Annotated in this window: 14 protein-coding genes and 1 tRNA gene; 11 read left to right on the top strand and 4 right to left on the bottom strand. The window is 42.9% G+C overall.

What is annotated here, in order from left to right; all coding sequences use genetic code 11:
* Positions 1 to 125 precede the first annotated feature (125 nt).
* The 10 genes from Q0502_RS03025 to Q0502_RS02980 all read left to right on the top strand — a co-directional run bounded on the left by Q0502_RS03025 (position 126) and on the right by Q0502_RS02980 (position 11,309).
* A complete protein-coding gene (locus Q0502_RS03025; protein WP_298646965.1) occupies positions 126 to 1,076 on the top strand; it encodes a glycosyltransferase family 2 protein in 951 nt (316 codons plus the stop codon).
* A 75-nt stretch (positions 1,077 to 1,151) separates the two neighbouring features.
* Positions 1,152 to 2,165: an FAD:protein FMN transferase gene (locus Q0502_RS03020; protein ID WP_298646963.1), complete on the top strand. Its 1,014-nt coding sequence runs from the start codon at positions 1,152 to 1,154 to the stop codon at positions 2,163 to 2,165.
* Positions 2,166 to 2,239: 74 nt separating this feature from the next.
* Positions 2,240 to 3,322 (top strand): hypothetical protein, encoded by a 1,083-nt coding sequence (locus tag Q0502_RS03015; protein WP_298646960.1) that lies wholly within the window; start codon positions 2,240 to 2,242, stop codon positions 3,320 to 3,322.
* Between the two features lie 36 nt (positions 3,323 to 3,358).
* Positions 3,359 to 4,735, top strand: a complete 1,377-nt coding sequence (locus Q0502_RS03010; protein ID WP_298646958.1) for a DUF1080 domain-containing protein — start codon at positions 3,359 to 3,361, stop codon at positions 4,733 to 4,735.
* Positions 4,732 to 5,124 (top strand): hypothetical protein, encoded by a 393-nt coding sequence (locus Q0502_RS03005; protein WP_298646955.1) that lies wholly within the window; start codon positions 4,732 to 4,734, stop codon positions 5,122 to 5,124. Before Q0502_RS03010 ends, Q0502_RS03005 begins: the two co-directional genes overlap by 4 nt.
* A gap of 240 nt (positions 5,125 to 5,364) precedes the next feature.
* Entirely contained in the window at positions 5,365 to 7,065 is a 1,701-nt protein-coding gene (locus Q0502_RS03000) for a tetratricopeptide repeat protein (RefSeq protein WP_298646952.1), read from the top strand.
* Between the two features lie 255 nt (positions 7,066 to 7,320).
* The gene (locus Q0502_RS02995; RefSeq protein ID WP_298646949.1) at positions 7,321 to 8,094 is read left to right on the top strand and encodes an MCP four helix bundle domain-containing protein; all 774 of its coding nucleotides are present in this window, start codon (positions 7,321 to 7,323) and stop codon (positions 8,092 to 8,094) included.
* An 11-nt stretch (positions 8,095 to 8,105) separates the two neighbouring features.
* The gene (locus tag Q0502_RS02990; protein WP_298646947.1) at positions 8,106 to 9,551 is read left to right on the top strand and encodes a TrkH family potassium uptake protein; all 1,446 of its coding nucleotides are present in this window, start codon (positions 8,106 to 8,108) and stop codon (positions 9,549 to 9,551) included.
* 293 nt (positions 9,552 to 9,844) lie between these two features.
* Positions 9,845 to 11,137 (top strand): tyrosine--tRNA ligase, encoded by a 1,293-nt coding sequence (tyrS, locus tag Q0502_RS02985; protein WP_298646971.1) that lies wholly within the window; start codon positions 9,845 to 9,847, stop codon positions 11,135 to 11,137.
* A gap of 101 nt (positions 11,138 to 11,238) precedes the next feature.
* Positions 11,239 to 11,309 (top strand) — tRNA-Gln (locus Q0502_RS02980).
* Positions 11,310 to 11,317: 8 nt separating this feature from the next.
* Here Q0502_RS02980 and Q0502_RS02975 read toward each other — a convergent pair.
* The 4 genes from Q0502_RS02975 to Q0502_RS02960 are packed head-to-tail and all read right to left on the bottom strand — an operon-like array spanning position 11,318 to position 14,659.
* Positions 11,318 to 12,136, bottom strand: coding sequence for a LytTR family DNA-binding domain-containing protein (locus Q0502_RS02975; RefSeq protein ID WP_298646945.1), 819 nt, complete (start codon positions 12,134 to 12,136; stop codon positions 11,318 to 11,320).
* Between the two features lie 15 nt (positions 12,137 to 12,151).
* A complete protein-coding gene (locus Q0502_RS02970) occupies positions 12,152 to 13,276 on the bottom strand; it encodes a sensor histidine kinase (protein WP_298646942.1) in 1,125 nt (374 codons plus the stop codon).
* A gap of 41 nt (positions 13,277 to 13,317) precedes the next feature.
* Positions 13,318 to 13,659 carry a DUF4907 domain-containing protein gene (locus Q0502_RS02965; protein WP_298646939.1) on the bottom strand — a complete coding sequence of 114 codons (342 nt, stop codon included), beginning with the start codon at positions 13,657 to 13,659 and terminating at the stop codon, positions 13,318 to 13,320.
* Entirely contained in the window at positions 13,646 to 14,659 is a 1,014-nt protein-coding gene (locus Q0502_RS02960) for a kelch repeat-containing protein (RefSeq protein ID WP_298646936.1), read from the bottom strand. Before Q0502_RS02960 ends, Q0502_RS02965 begins: the two co-directional genes overlap by 14 nt.
* 298 nt (positions 14,660 to 14,957) lie before the next feature.
* Here Q0502_RS02960 and Q0502_RS02955 point away from each other — a divergent pair, with 298 nt between their 5' ends.
* Complete coding sequence (locus tag Q0502_RS02955) at positions 14,958 to 16,301, top strand: DUF4270 family protein (RefSeq protein ID WP_298646933.1); 1,344 nt, start codon at positions 14,958 to 14,960, stop codon at positions 16,299 to 16,301.
* Positions 16,302 to 16,322 lie beyond the last annotated feature (21 nt).

Raw genomic sequence — 16,322 nt, 5'->3', positions numbered from 1 at the left:
GAGCAAAGACCCCGCAAAGCTTATCTTCTGGCATAGCAAGTAAGCATCTAACTGGGATAATAATTATTTGAATTATGCCGGTTTCACAGGAAAATCGTGTAAATTTGTGTAATAAAAGAAAATTAATGGATATATCAGTTGTCATACCGCTTTACAACGAGGAGGAATCGCTTGCTGAATTGCACGATTGGATTCAGCGGGTCATGCAGGAAAACAAGTTTTCATATGAGATCATCTTTATAGACGACGGAAGTAGCGATGGGTCGTGGGAAATCATTAAAAAGCTGAGAAACGGATCGGATAATGTGAAGGCAATTAAATTCCGGCGGAATTACGGTAAGTCACCCGCCCTGCATTGTGCATTCCGGAAAGCGCAGGGGGATGTGATCATTACTATGGATGCCGATCTTCAGGACAGTCCTGATGAAATCCCTGAACTCTACCGGATGATCAAAGAAGAGGGATACGATCTGGTCTCGGGTTGGAAAAAGAAACGATATGATGACAAACTGACGAAGAACCTGCCGTCCAAATTGTTCAATGCCACGGCCAGAAAAGTATCAGGGATCAAACTCCACGATTTTAACTGCGGATTGAAAGCCTATCGCAAATCGCTGGTCACCAGCATAGAGGTCTATAATGATATGCACCGCTGGATCCCCGTCTTGGCCAAAAATGCAGGATTTACCCGTATAGGAGAGAAGGTGGTACACCACAGTCCACGAAAATACGGGAAGAGCAAATTTGGTGCAAACCGTTTCGTAAACGGCTATCTCGACCTGATGACGCTCTGGTTCCTGAACCGGTTTGGTAAAAAGCCGATGCACTTCTTCGGACTCTGGGGAAGCCTGATGTTCCTACTGGGACTAATTGCCATCATCCTTGTGGGGATCATTAAACTGCACGATATGCACCATGGCAATCCCTACCGGCTGGTCACGGAGTCACCCTATTTCTATATCTCCCTTACCATGATGATCCTGGGTACCCTGCTCTTCCTTGCGGGATTCCTGGGCGAACTGGTATCGAGAAACGCACCTGAAAGAAACCATTACCGGATCGAGGAGGAATTCTGAGGAAGGAGGGAAGGTCTTGATCCCTGCATCTTGTGTTTTGATTCTTTATTTTTTTACTCTAAATAAAATAATCATATGGGAATAAAATATCTGTATAGCATGGTATTGCTGTGTGTGTGTCTCTCTCTTTCCTGTACTTCGGGAAACAAACGGAACGATCTCTATTATCAGGATCAGGGAGAGATCTTCACCACCGGATATCATATCAAATATGCCTATAACCGTTCGTTAAAGGAGGAGATAGTAGCGGAACTCAACAGGTTTGATATGTCGTTGAATCCTTTCAAAGAGAACTCTATCATTACGAAAGTGAATCGGAATGAACCGGTGGAACCCGATTCTTTCTTCCTGGAGGTATTCCGTAAATCGGAAGAGATTTCACGCACGACAGGTGGAAAATTCGACATTACCATCTCCCCGCTCATCAACGCCTGGGGTTTTGGTTTTCAGAACATGGACAGCATCACCCCGGAAATTATCGACAGCCTACAAGACTTTGTCGGTTATGAAAAAATATCGGTCGACGCCGGGGGAAATATTGTCAAAACCGACCCCCGTGTGCAGATAAACACCTCAGCCATAGCCAAAGGATATGCCTGTGATGTAATTGCCGATCTGTTGGAAAGTTACGGTATAGAGAATTATATGGTAGAGATCGGCGGAGAGATCGCGGCGAAAGGGGTGAACGACAAGGGTGAATGTTGGCGAATCGGTATAGATAAACCTATTGACGACGCCACCGGTATGTTGCACGACCTTCAAACAGTGCTCTCCTTATGCGATAAATCGATGGCGACCTCGGGTAACTATCGTAACTATTACCTCAAAGAGGGAAAAAAATACGCCCACACCATCGATCCGCAGACCGGCTACCCGACACAACTCGATATTTTGGGTGCCACCGTAATTGCCGATGATTGCATGACCGCCGATGCCTATGCGACTGCTTTTATGGTCATGGGAATGGAGCAGTCAATTGAAATAGCCGGAAAATTACCCGGCTTACACTATTATTTCATTTATGAGAAACCTGACGGTTCCTTCGGTATCGAATACTCCGAGGGGTTCGAGCAGTTTTTTATCAATTAACGCAAATTGAAAGCGAAGTAATATTTCTCAAAATATCTTCATATATAATACAAAACAGGTATACTAAGAATAAAATGGAACAACGTCAAACAATGTCACTTCAGGGGGAAAACGGAATTACAATCAGAAACAATACATCCGATTCATTACATGGAAAGATATCCATTGCACTATCTGCATTATTTATATTCTCCTCTTTTTTTCTCTCTGCCCGGGAAACCGACTCAGTTGCTTATCCCAACTTCAAAGTCGACGGAACGTTAAAAAATAAATTCGAATATGCATACAAGACCAACATGTCCCGTTTCTCTGTCCGTAATTCCCGTATCGGCGTATCGGGAGATATCAATCCCTATTCGGCCTACAGGGTACAGCTGGAGCTCAGTAACGAAGGAAAATTCAGCGTACTGGACCTGAGCGGCACCTTGAAACCCCTCGAAAGGCTCTCACTTACACTGGGACAGACCAGCATTCCGTTATTCAATTCCTATATTGTGAGTCCGGGTGAAATGATGTTCGCCAACCGCGCTTTCCTGGGAAAATATTTTTTAAGTACCAGGGATCTGGGTTTCCTGGCTAAATATAATTTTCCTCTCGGCGCTGTTCCCGCGAAGATTGAGTTTGGGCTGTTCAACGGAAATACGATCAACGATCCGGTCTGGAAAAAGAATATGTCATATGGTGGGAGAATCGAATTGGGCAGTATGCAAGGTATCCGCATGACAGCTAAAATATACGACTATCCGAACAACGATACTACCCATTTTCTCTTCTATGGCGCTGACCTGCGGTACGAGAAAGAAAACTGGAAAGTAGAGACCGAGATTCTGAAAAGGAAAAGTAAGACAGAGTTTCACACCGATATGCTCTCCTATTATCTGCAAGGTGCGTATGTGATACCCATCCGGACAAAGTTGTTTGAATTTGTCAAACCTGCCGTTCGATGGGATGCCATTGACGAAAGAATGGATGTGGATGGATTCGATGTAAACCGGTTGACAGCAGGAATCGGTTTCGGATTTAAAAGGGAACGTTTTTCTTCCATTCTCCGGCTCGATTATGAATGGTACCAGGTAAATCATAAAATGGATATTTTCGCATCGAATGAAGAAATGGATTCCGACAAGATTACCCTAGAACTTCTGTTTACTTTTTAAATGTAAAACCGGTCTTATATAAAATAAAACAATCGTATGAACAATATCTTATTTGTTTTTTCCATTATCCTGACGGGAATGATCTCCTGCTCAGGCGGTAATTCTCCGAAACTCCTGCTCAGCGGGGAAAGTACGGCTCAATGGCATAGCCAGGGTGAACTGACCCTGAAAGACCAGATGCTCAGGATGGAAGAAGGATCGTCCATCTTCCTTAAAAAAGGAAATTATACCGATTTCGAACTCCATGTACTCGCTTCTACGGTAAACAATGGAAAAGGCTATATCGCTTTCCATACCGATGATAAAGGGGAAAAAGGATACCGGGTCGCGTTGAACAATGATCTGAAAAGTGCGGAATGGTGGACAAAAACAGGCAGTCTGCTGGGAGTCCGTAACCTCACGAAATCCACTGTCAAAGCCAACGAATCATTCGATATGACGATCCGGGTGGAAGGAAAAGCCATTACCGTATCAGTCAACGGAAGCCCCGTGGTGGAATATATTGAACCGGAATCGCCTTACCGTACGGCTCAAAATGCACAACAACTGCTTTCAAAAGGGAAATTCGCCGTCCACTGTACGGAAGACGCCATCCTCATTGAATCGATCACAGTCACCCCGCTCAACAGTAAGGTAGACCCTGCTACGCAAATGGCCTCGGCTATCGATGAAACCACCGATGAGATCATCCGGCTGCATCAGGAAAACTTTCCGGTACTTGACTACCATGTACACCTGAAAGGGATCACTGCGGAGCAGGCGGCGGAACAATCACGCCGCTACGGCATCAATTACGCGCTGGCCCCCAACTGCGGCATCGGCTTCCCCATCACCAATGACGCAGAGGTGATCCAATACCTTGAAGCCATGCAAGGGCAACCCTTTATCCAGGCCATGCAGGGAGAAGGCAGGGAATGGCCGGAAACTTTCTCGAAAGAGGTACGCGACCGGTTTGACTATGTCTTCACCGATGCCCTCACCTTTACAGACACCAAAGGCCGTCGTACGCGCCTGTGGATACCCGAAGAGGTGTTTATCGAAAATGAAGAACAGTACATGGATCTGATCGTGCAGAAGATCGTGGACGTGATGCAGGAGCCGATGGATGTGTATGTGAATCCCAATTTCTTACCTGATGTAATGAACGACCGGTACGATGAATTCTGGACGGAAGAGCGTATGGATAAAGTGATCGCTGCCATGGCAGCTGCGGGTAAGGCACTGGAAATCAACCACCGATATAAGATCCCCAACAAGGCATTCATTCTGAAAGCCAAACAGGCCGGCCTGAAATTTACTTTCGGCACCAATAACGCGGACGGCGACTTCGGCAAACTGGAATATTGTATACGGATGAAGGATGAATGCGGTATCACCGCGGCAGATATGTATAAACCTGACATAAAAGAATGAACAGAAGAGTAACGCCCGATTATATCTCTGATCTGCAGGAGAACGAGATCTTTGTATTCGGCAGTAACCTGGAAGGGACTCATGGAGGCGGAGCTGCCCGTACCGCACATGAGAAATTCGGTGCGATTTGGGGACAAGGGGCAGGGCTGCAGGGACAATCTTACGGCATCCCCACCATGCACGGAGGAGTAGAAGAGATTCGCCCCTACGTGGAGGAATTTATTGATTTTGCGATTTCCCATCCCGATCTTCTTTTCCTGGTAACACGTGTGGGCTGTGGCATTGCCGGCTTTCATGACTCGGAGATCTCCCCTCTTTTTACCCGCGCCCTTGAAGTTCCCAATGTCTACTTACCCGAAAGTTTCTGGAAAGCCCTCCGGCAACAATAAATGAACAAGTATATTTGAAAGAGTCGGATAAAAATCCAAACAACTGACTTTAATATAGTTGAATATTAATGGAATAAAATATTGAGAAAATAGTAAAATATCAATCAACCTGTTTTTTTAATTACCCGGAATTGGGTAAATTTGCATATTATTTGATTCACTCAAGTCAGCAATGTTTTCTGTTCTCACTTTAGTGAAATAGTTGGAAAATTGATCGATGTAAAAATAAATAAATACAACATGAAAAGAAAATCTCGTATTTTAGCCCTCTTGCTCGTGGTCGGAGTCGCTATTTTCTCCACTTCGTGCAGCAGTAAACTGAAGCCGCTTACGCAGAACAATTTCAACGTAACGCCTTCCCCACTCGAAACGGTGGGCAACCAAATTCCTGTGACCATCAACGGAACATTTCCCGAAAAATGGTTCAACAAAAATGCTACGGTAACCATCACCCCCATCCTGAAGTATGGGAGCGGTGAAATTGCCGGCACTCCCTACAGCTATCAGGGAGAGAACATCTCCGGTAACAGGGTGACTATTCCCCAAAACAGGGGAGGCAATTTCTCCATGAATAGCTCATTCCCCTACAATCCTGAGATGCAATCGTCGGAACTATACCTCCGATTCGACGGAAGAATTAAAAACAAACGCTCTAATTTGCCCGACCTGAAAGTGGCTGACGGCGTGATCGCAACTTCTGCTTTGGCTGATGTGAAGACCACCGTGCCCTCGGTTGCGCCCGACGGGTTCCAACGCATTATCCAGGAAGCCCAGGAAGCCAATATCATGTTTGTGATCCAACAGGCCAACCTACGTCAAAGCGAGTTGAGCAAACGCGATATGACCGAATGGAAACGTCGTGTGGAAGAAGCATTCAACGATCCCCGGCAGAATGTGAACGTGGAGGTTTCGGCCTATGCATCACCCGATGGCGGCCTCTCTCTCAATGAAAAGCTTGCCGCACAACGTGAGCAGAACACTTCGAAATATCTGGCAGGTGAGTTGGACAAGAGGAATATCGATACAGAAGTATATGCACATTATACGGCTGAGGACTGGGAAGGATTCCGTCAATTGGTTTCCGGATCCAATCTGCAGGATAAAGAACTGATCCTGCGTGTGCTGGAGATGTATCCCGATTCCGAAACCCGCGAAAAAGAAATCAAAAACATCTCTTACGTATTCGAGGAACTCGCCGGCACTATTCTGCCGCAACTACGCCGTTCACGTATCATTGCCAATATCGAGATCATTGGCAAGTCAGATGATGAGATCATGACTGCCTGGAATAACAACCCGAAAGAACTGTCTCCGGAAGAGTTGCTGTATGCTTCTACGCTTACCGACGACGAAAGCGTGAAAGAACGGATCTATCAGTATGTGACCGCCAACTTCACCAATGATTACAGGGGATGGAACAATATAGGTACCATGTTCTATAAACGGGGCGACTATGCCAAAGCAAAACAGTCATTCGACCGTGCAGCCCAGGTAAACCCCTCTGCACCCGAAGTGAATATGAACAAAGCCCTGCTGGCTATCATGGACAATGATCTGAATACAGCCAACGAACTGCTGGGACGATCTGCGGGCGCTGCGGGACTCGACGAAGCCATGGGATTGCTCAACCTGTTGCAGGGCAACTATAACCAGGCAGTAGGCGCTTATGGCCAGCACAAGAGCAATAATGCCGGTCTGGCACAACTGTTGGTAAGAGATTACAATAAAGCAAAACAGACACTGGAAGCCGTAGAAAATCCCGATGCCGTTACGGCTTATCTGCTTGCCGTGATCGCATCCAGGACCAACAACTTCAATGACGTGGTTTCCAACTTACGCACTGCTATCGGCCGCGACAGAAGCATTGCTGCAAAGGCGCTGAAGGATCTGGAATTTGCAAAATACCGCACCAATCAGGAGTTTATGAGAATAGTCGGATAAAAAACAAAATTCCGGAATTTAAAGTGTAAAAAAGTGGATCGTTGTGATCCACTTTTTTTATGTCTTAACTATGGGTTAATGGAATGTTACGGATCCATCAAGATGAAATGAAGAAAAAAATGCATTTCTACGACATGCAAACGCAGGTAACATGGAATATCCCAACTCATTTTTTTCATGCAAAAAACAACATAAATAAAATAAAAAGACCGGAAAACACGTAACTTTGCCGGTCAGGAAATAAATGTAGTCAAGATGGTAAAATCACTCAAAATAAAGATCGTGCTCAGCCTCTCCCTCCTCATTCTTATGCTGATGGCTGCGGGGATTATGTCTATCCTGGATTTTAGAAAAATAGGGGACTCCGTGGACATCGTGCTGAAAAACAATTATCAATCCATCGAATCGGCGAAGAAAATGCTCGATGCCGTGGAAAGGGAAGATAGCGGCATCTTGTTGTGGATGCTCGGGAATAAAGATTCGGGAATCAAAACTGTTTTGAGTTCCGACTCAATAATCAGGAAAGCGATCGTCGATATGGAAAAGAATATCACTGAGACCGATGAGGCGCGGTATGTGATAGCCGTTAGGGATGAGTATGAACAATATCAATCTTCCGTAAAGAAGATATTGGAAAACGGGCGTAGTATTGAAGAGTCTGAACTGGTATACGATACCGAAACGGATTCGCTTTTCTTCAAAACAAAAGAGGCCATCGACAAACTGATGGCATTGAATCAGGACCAGATGTACCGGCAGGCAGGAATCGTGAAAGAACAATCGCGCCGCGCTATGATGCCGGCCATTATCTCTATCGCGGCCGCTATCATTTTTGCCCTGTTGCTTTACTTTTTTATCCGTATCTATTTTATCCGTCCCGTCAGGCAATTGATAGACAGTGTAAAAGAATACTATCCCGAAAAAGGGCGATTGGATGCCGGAATGGTATCCAAAGATGAATTCAAGCAACTGGAAGAGGAGCTCAATCAATTAATATACAGGCTCCGGCGGACAAAAAACTCAATTTAAACATCAGATCGATGATACGGACAAGAGCGGTTATCAAATACCTGGGTTATATATTACTGTTCAACGCGCTGTTTCTGTTTATCTCGGCAGTGATCTCGTTTGCTGGCGGCGAGAATTCGATGAGCGCCCTCCTTTTCAGTGGCTTGTTAACAGCCGCCCTGGGGAGCTTCCCGCAGGTTTTTGTTGAAAAGATTGAAGAAGTCACATTTCACGAGGGATTGGTTATCAGTGTAATTGGCTGGATTATCACCTGTATTGTCGGCATGATCCCTTATTACATCTGGGGAGGAGAGTTCACACTGGCAAATGCACTTTTCGAGAGCGTATCAGGCTATACCACAACCGGAGCAAGCACATTGAACGACGTGGAGGCGCTTCCAAAAGGATTGTTATTCTGGCGTTCTTCTACCACATTTATCGGCGGTGTAGGTATTATCCTTTTTGTGTTGCTGATTTTACCGGAAAAGAAAGGGGTACAAGCCAGCTTTTACCGTTCGGAGGTATCGGATCTGTCGAAAATGAGTTTCCGCACCCGGTCCCGGCATATCATCCATATGATTGTAACCGTCTATTTTACGTTGATCATCGTAGAGACAATCCTGTTGAAACTGCTCGGCATGACTTTTTTCGATGCCCTTTGTCACTCATTTTCCACTGTTGCGACAGCGGGTTTTTCGACGAAAAACCTCAGTATTGCCGCTTATAACAATATTGGGATCGAACTGGTCATTATGTTTTTCATGCTGATCAGCAGCATGCACTTCGGATTGGTTTACTCCACCCTGACGAATAAAAAAATAAATATTTTCACCTCCCGTCCCGCCCGGATGTATATGATTGTTACTTTTATCGGGATTATCCTGATAACTTTTCAACTGGCACAGGAAAAAGTATATGGATTAGGGGAATCCCTGCGATACGCCTCCTTTCAGGTGATTTCATTGGTAAGCACCACCGGTCTTGCCACTGTAGATACGGCAAAGTGGCCTCTGTTCTCGATCATCCTGCTTCTCTATTATTCCATGCAGTGCGGAATGGTCGGTTCTACAGCCGGAGGCATCAAATTCGACCGGATCTATCTCTTTTTCGCATCGGTAAAAAAGCAGTTAAAACTAATCATCCACCCTGACGGAATGTACGCCATAAAAATGGATAAGAAGGTTGTCCATTACAGCCTTGAGTTGCAGATCATGATTTTTATCATCGCCTATCTTCTTACGATGTTGATCACCACTCTCCTGCTGGCAGCCATGGGAATAGACGGTATGACTTCCCTGTCGGCTTCGATCGCTACGATCGGAAACGTAGGTCCGGGTTTTGGGGGTGTGAGTTCGCTCGGCAATTACGGGCAGTTACCCGATGCGGCAAAATACATACTTTCAGTCAACATGCTGCTGGGACGTCTGGAGATCATGAACGTAGTTGCCCTTTTTTTACTATTGTGCAGGAAAGATTAAAATTAGAGCAAAGAATAAAGAGCAAGGAATAAAGACTTTTAGAGCCAAGCATTCCTGAATGGTTTGATCCGTTCAAAAAATGAGCTGAAACACTTGAATTGATTTTGTTTCTTAAGAAAATCAAGACATAAGACCCGAAGAGATAGTTAGCGGTAATAACGGGGGGCTACTGTGAAAGTAGTGAACAAATAAGCGGTGGTAAATAACGTGAGAAGCACGAATAACCACGAAGTTGAATAAAAAATAGTACCTTTGCATACTTAATAAAATCGATATATAGACTTGATCAAATGATGAATTTTGTGGAAGAACTCCGTTGGCGTGGTATGATACACGAAATAATGCCCGGGACGGAAGAACAGTTACTGAAAGAACGGACAGCAGGATATCTGGGTATCGACCCCACGGCGGACTCCCTGCACATCGGGCACCTGGTAGGTGTGATGATGCTGAAGCATTTTCAGCGTGCGGGGCACACTCCCATTGCACTGGTAGGCGGCGCCACGGGAATGATCGGCGATCCCTCCATGAAATCGGCGGAACGCAACCTGCTGGATGAGGAAACACTCCGTCATAACCAGGAAGCTATCAAAAGTCAGCTGTCAAAGTTCCTCGATTTCGAGGGGGAAATTCCCAACAGGGCCATCCTGGTGAATAATTACGACTGGATGAAAGATTATACTTTTCTGAATTTCATCCGCGATATAGGCAAGCATATCACCGTCAATTATATGATGGCGAAAGACTCCGTAAAAAAACGGCTGAGCGGGGAATCGAGCGAAGGGATGTCGTTCACCGAATTCTCTTACCAATTACTGCAAGGGTATGATTTCCTTCATCTCTACCGCGGGGAAGGATGCCGTCTGCAATTAGGAGGATCCGACCAGTGGGGCAACATTACCACCGGCACGGAACTGATTCGCCGCGTAGAGGGAGGCGAAGCCTATGCGCTGGTCTGCCCGCTTATCACCAAGGCCGACGGAGGCAAGTTTGGCAAGACCGAGAGCGGGAATGTATGGCTCGACCGCCGCTATACCTCCCCCTATAAGTTCTATCAGTTCTGGCTCAACGTGAGTGACGCCGATGCCGAGAAATATATCAAGATCTTCACTTCCCTCCCCCAGGAAGAAATCGAAGCTTTGGTCGTCGGACAACAATCCGCACCCCATCTGCGCCCGCTGCAAAAACGGCTGGCCAAAGAGATCACCATTATGGTGCACTCGCGCGAAGATTACGAGATGGCCGTCAACGCCTCGGAGATCCTTTTCGGCAAGTCCACTTCGCAGTCGCTCCGTGCGATCGATGAAGAGACTTTCTTACAGGTATTCGAAGGGGTACCTCAATTCATCATTTCACGTGAGAAACTGGCGGAAGGTATCAAAGCAGTCGATCTTCTCACCGAAGAGGCCGCCGTATTCCCGTCGAAGGGTGAAATGCGCAAGACCGTGCAGGCAGGAGGCGTGATGATCAATAAGGAAAAGTTGGAGTCGTTCGACGAAACCATCGGTTTTTCCTACCTTATCGGTGACAAATATATCCTTGCTCAGCGTGGAAAGAAGAATTATTTTTTGCTGATTGCCGAATAGGGCACTAAAAGCAGGATTTGTAAGAAAATCTCATTGAATTATTTGGAACGTTAAGATTAAAATTATACTTTTGCACTGCTTTTCACGAAGCGGTTAAGGATTGTCCCATGGTGTAATGGTAGCACATCTGATTTTGGTTCAGCCAGTCTAGGTTCGAATCCTGGTGGGACAACAACACGGTCAGTGGTTATTTCCGAGTTTTTTCGGCTTTTTAGTGGATACCAGTTGGTTTGACTCTATGCGATTTAAAACTAAACTATCGTATAAAGCCTGATAATAAGAATTACTTATAGGTAACGATAAATTTTCCCCGATTATTGCCCTCTTATATTCAATGGCTTTTATTCGTGATATTGCCACTATATAGGAACGGTGTATTCTTTTGAAAGAGTCATTGGGCAACGTTTCTTCCAAATGCTTTAAACTATCCAGGATTACAACGGGCTTGTCAGAGTCTTCAAGATAAATTTTCACATAATCACCTATCGCTTCAATATAAAGAATTTCATTATAGTTTATTTTAAGCAATTTACTATTTGATTTTATGAAGATATAATTTTTTGATGATTCCATGAACGGGACTTGCTCTTCAGTATCTGTATCTATATCTTTTGCACTTTTATCCTTTATATAATCGAGTATTTTTTGTGTAGTCTGAAGATACCTTGCAAAAGATACGGGTTTTAATAAATAGTCGATAGCATTGATATTAAAACCATCTACAGCATATTTAGCATGAGCGGAAACAATAACGACCAAAGCATTTTTATTCCGGCTTAAGGAGAGAGATTCCAGCAATTGAAGCCCGTTAATGTCAGGCATTTCCACATCGCAAAAAATCACGTCCACTTTTTTATCCCTTAACCCTCCCAAAGCCTTTATGGGATCATAATATATGTCGGTTACTTCAAAATCCGGCGTCTTATCTATATAGTATTTTAAAATATCTGAAGCAGGAGGTTCATCATCGATGATCACACAATTTATTTTTCTCATCATTCTCACTATATTATTCTATTTACCCGATGTACCGAAGATGATTAAATCGATGTAAAAAAATTCATTTGTTTCTTTTATTGACAATTTATGCTTATCCGGATAAATAAGGCTTAATTTCCTTTTCGTATTTTTTATCCCGATATTCTTGCCCATATGTTGAAAATCGTTTTTTTTGTATTTTCTGTTTTCGGTTGAGAAATATATATTGTTACCATCTGCTTTTATACTGATAGATATGGTAGAACGGTAATGATTGCTTATCCCATATTGAAAACTATTTTCGATAAAAGAAATAAATATAAGAGGTACAATCCAGTGGCCTTCCATATTGCCTTCGATTTTAAATTCAATATTTAAAGTATCTGTAAATCTCAGTACCTGCAGATCAATATAATCGTTTATATAATCAATTTCTTCTTGTAAAGGGACGAAATCCGTATCTATTTTATCGAAAATATAGCGGATAACCTGGGAATACAGTAAGATTGCATCAGGTGCTTTCTCACTTCCTTTAAGGGTTAAGGAATAGATTGTATTCAGCGTATTGAGTATGAAATGAGGATTTATCTGGGCTTTTAGATAAGCAAGCTCAATGAGGGACTTTTCGGCTTCTATTTCTTTGTTTTTCTTGTGTAATGACATCCATTCATATATTAGTTTATAACATGCACTAAGTAGCCAAAACAGGAGAAATTGAGTCAAAGGCAGTATAATTCGCCTGAAAGGAATTACCATTCTATTTTCTCGCATAAAGTGGGGACCGCCAAAATGAGGAGGACCGCCAAAGGGAGAACCTTCAAAAGAAGGACCTCTCCTTAACGGCATTTCAGCGGTCTGGGAAAAATCTAATTGAAAAAATAAAGAGAAAATATAATGATGGAAATAGATGTATAACAACAGAATCATCCCTGTTCCCAAAATATAAAGCAGATATTTCTTGTTGAGGATTAATTTAACAATTAAATAATTGGCATTTATGTAAAAAAAACAAACTAAATACAGATAGGTAATTATAAAAGGAAGGTTTCTTGTTAAAGAAACCGTATGGTCCGGACGTAGAGGCATTAGCGTTATTATGACCAGAATAACCGTCCAGATAAGAAGGTGGAATAATATATTTATTAATTTTTTTTTATGCATCCACAGGCTCGTTTAAAATTCAAATAAGTGGTCACAGAATTTCAGTAATCAGATATATGGATTGTTTTATTAAGTTCCTCCATCGTAATCGACGGATCTCCATTACTTTTTATCTTTAATAAAACAAGTTTACCGACTGCCAGTGCTGACTTTTCATCGGGGAAAGGTTTTTCCCCGGTGATACACGGCATGTAGGGTTGTAATATGATCATCTCCTCTTTTTTATTTATTTGATACCCCCATCCTTCACCTGATTGGAATGTTCTTATGCTATAAATATCAGTATTACCGGTTTGATTTGAAAGAGGGGATAAAAAATATATCAACAAAACAATGCTAATGGCAGATAACGCGAATACTAATATTCTTTTAGTCGTATTCATTATATTCATCCCTGGGTTTAAATTCCCACATATCATCAAAATAAAGGGAAGTATTTGTGGTAGATCCCCGGCCTGTTAAAACAAACCCCCTGTTATCAATCGAAAAACCAACGGCGGCAGTCCGTGCCGATCCTTCAAATGAAGTTCTTTCCGTCCACCTGTCGGAAACCGGATTGTACTCCCAAGTATAGCTATTAAGCCCTCCGGACTCACCGGTCGCTAAATAACCCAATCCGTTAATAACAAAAGAAACAGTATTCAGACGAGCAATTGTCGTGTAATCGTCATCAAAGTCATTATCGGTCTTATCGCCTATTTGAGCCTTTTGTTCCCATGTTTCGGTCTCGGGGTCGAACATCCAGAAATCGGTAGGATAAGCAGCATTATTCAGACCGCCGACAACATACGCTTTATTATTTATAATGAAGCAGGTGGCAAAAGCCCGTTTGGTCCCTTGTATACTCACTCCGGTTTCCCACACATCTCTCTCGGGATCATATTTATAAAAATCCATATAATAATTGGCGCTATAACCTGTACCGGCATACCCAATTCCGTTCAAATAAAATGCCACAGCACCATTACGGGCAACCCCTGGAAAATCAGCCTTTTGGGTCCATTGATTACTATTTGGATCAAACTCCCAGAAATCGTTATAATAATTTACCCCATCATATCCGGTCCCAAAATATCCTTTATCTTCCGAGGCAAAGGCAAATGCAGAATTTCTGGCTGTTCCCGGAAAATTGGCTTTTTGCGTCCAATAACCCTGATCAATATTATACTCCCAGATATCATTCAATCTTTGTCTCCCGTTGTATCCCCCGATTACGTAAGCTTTTCTGCCCACTACAATACAGGATGCATCTCCCCTGACCGGTCCTCCGAAGTCCGAACGTCTGATCCAGTTACCAACCAGATCGCTGTCATCATCATCAGAACAAGAGAAGAAGCTTAATAAGAAAAAAGAAAGTGCCAGTAATTTGACTCGATTATTCATAACAATATGGATTTATTTATACTTTAATATTTTACCGTTTTAATTCAGGTAGCTGCAAAGATATACAAGCTCTTATTTTGGGAAAAAAAATATCGACGAATGTATCACGGATGACGATGAATGGTTAAAAACCATCGCTCACTGATCGCCGGCAGGCCCTTATCCGTAAAAACGGACGTTATGGAATATAAAGAATAACTCAAAGAGGGAATAATTCAGTTCATCGATTATATTTTCCTATCCTGTTTCTTTGGTATTTCTTTGGTACTTCTTTGTGGGGCTAACTAAAGACATATTTATGAAGTTTGTGTTTTGCTTTTTATTATCGACGATTTTCTTCGTGTCATGTATTAATGATAACTTTTCCGTAGGGGATAATTTAGCCCGGGTAAGTGGAAGAAATATATTAATAGAAGACTGTACTGTGGAATTGGAGACTCATCACAGTGATTCATCCGTAACAACAGGATTGTCCAGGATCTTCGAGGGCAAATACAATTCATCTGATTTTGGAATCATAACAGCTCATTCTTATTTCGACTTTAATCCGCCGAGTTATAGCCGGTCGGAATTTGGTTCCGATGCCAACGTCATAGTTAAATTCGATTCCATTTCCCTGATTCTGCGATATGATAACTTTAGCTATGGGGATACGACTCGAATTCAAACAATGAATATATACAAACTAAATCAAATCATAGAATTAGATGAGAAGAACCAGTTATATACCACTTCATCCGTTCCTGCCGGGGCAGATCCATGGGTAACCTATCAGTTCAACAGGCCGACAGAATATTCTGAAAACGACAGCATATTGGAATTGAGGCTGCCCGATGAATTCGGATTAGAGTTGGTCAACCTTATGCAAACCCAATCCGATTTATTGGAAACATATGACAATTTCCGGACTTATTTTAAAGGAATAAAGCTTTCTCCGGGAACAAGCGACAATGCCGCCGTCAACAGTTTCCTGCTGGATGAAGAATATCCGGTTATCAGGCTTCATTACACAACCATAGGAGCTGTCACTACCGAAGAAAACAAAATAGACATGACCGTAAACACCAGTACGGCCTTTTCCCAAATAGAGGCAGACAGAAGCAACACATTATTGCATTCGCTGGGCTATAACAATCCCCTCCCTTCGGCGGAGACTGATAATAAAGTTTATTTACAGGGATTGACAGGTTTATATACCAAACTGAGTTTTCCGGATCTGAACGAAATACTAAAACGGGGAAAACATGTTATCATTTCTTCGGCAATCCTCTATGTTTATCCCGTATCAGGAACATATAACGATTTTACTCCCCTGCCCGTGAATCTTTCATTGAATTATCTGGATGAAAACGGGAAGTCAATGGATATATATGTAGATCCGAGTACAACAGCTGTACAGTCCGGAACCTTAGTCGAGGATAAGATTTATAGCAAAAACACATACTACGCATTTGATATAACCACTTATCTGCAATATGAGTTAGGCATGATAGGAATGTATAAATCATCCTTACAATTATCTCTCGACGATACGGAAAAGGACAATACATTAAAAAGTTTAGTATTGGGGGATTCATCATTTTCGAATGAAGAAAACAGGATTAAATTAATTATATACGCCATAGTTTATGATAATGATTAAAAAACGATCTCTTATAATAAT

It is taken from the genome of uncultured Proteiniphilum sp. (genome assembly GCF_937873925.1).
In the GTDB taxonomy this organism is placed as follows: domain Bacteria; phylum Bacteroidota; class Bacteroidia; order Bacteroidales; family Dysgonomonadaceae; genus Proteiniphilum.
The sequence above is the reverse complement of the archived record's forward strand: the minus strand, read 5'-3'. Positions and strand labels throughout refer to the sequence as shown.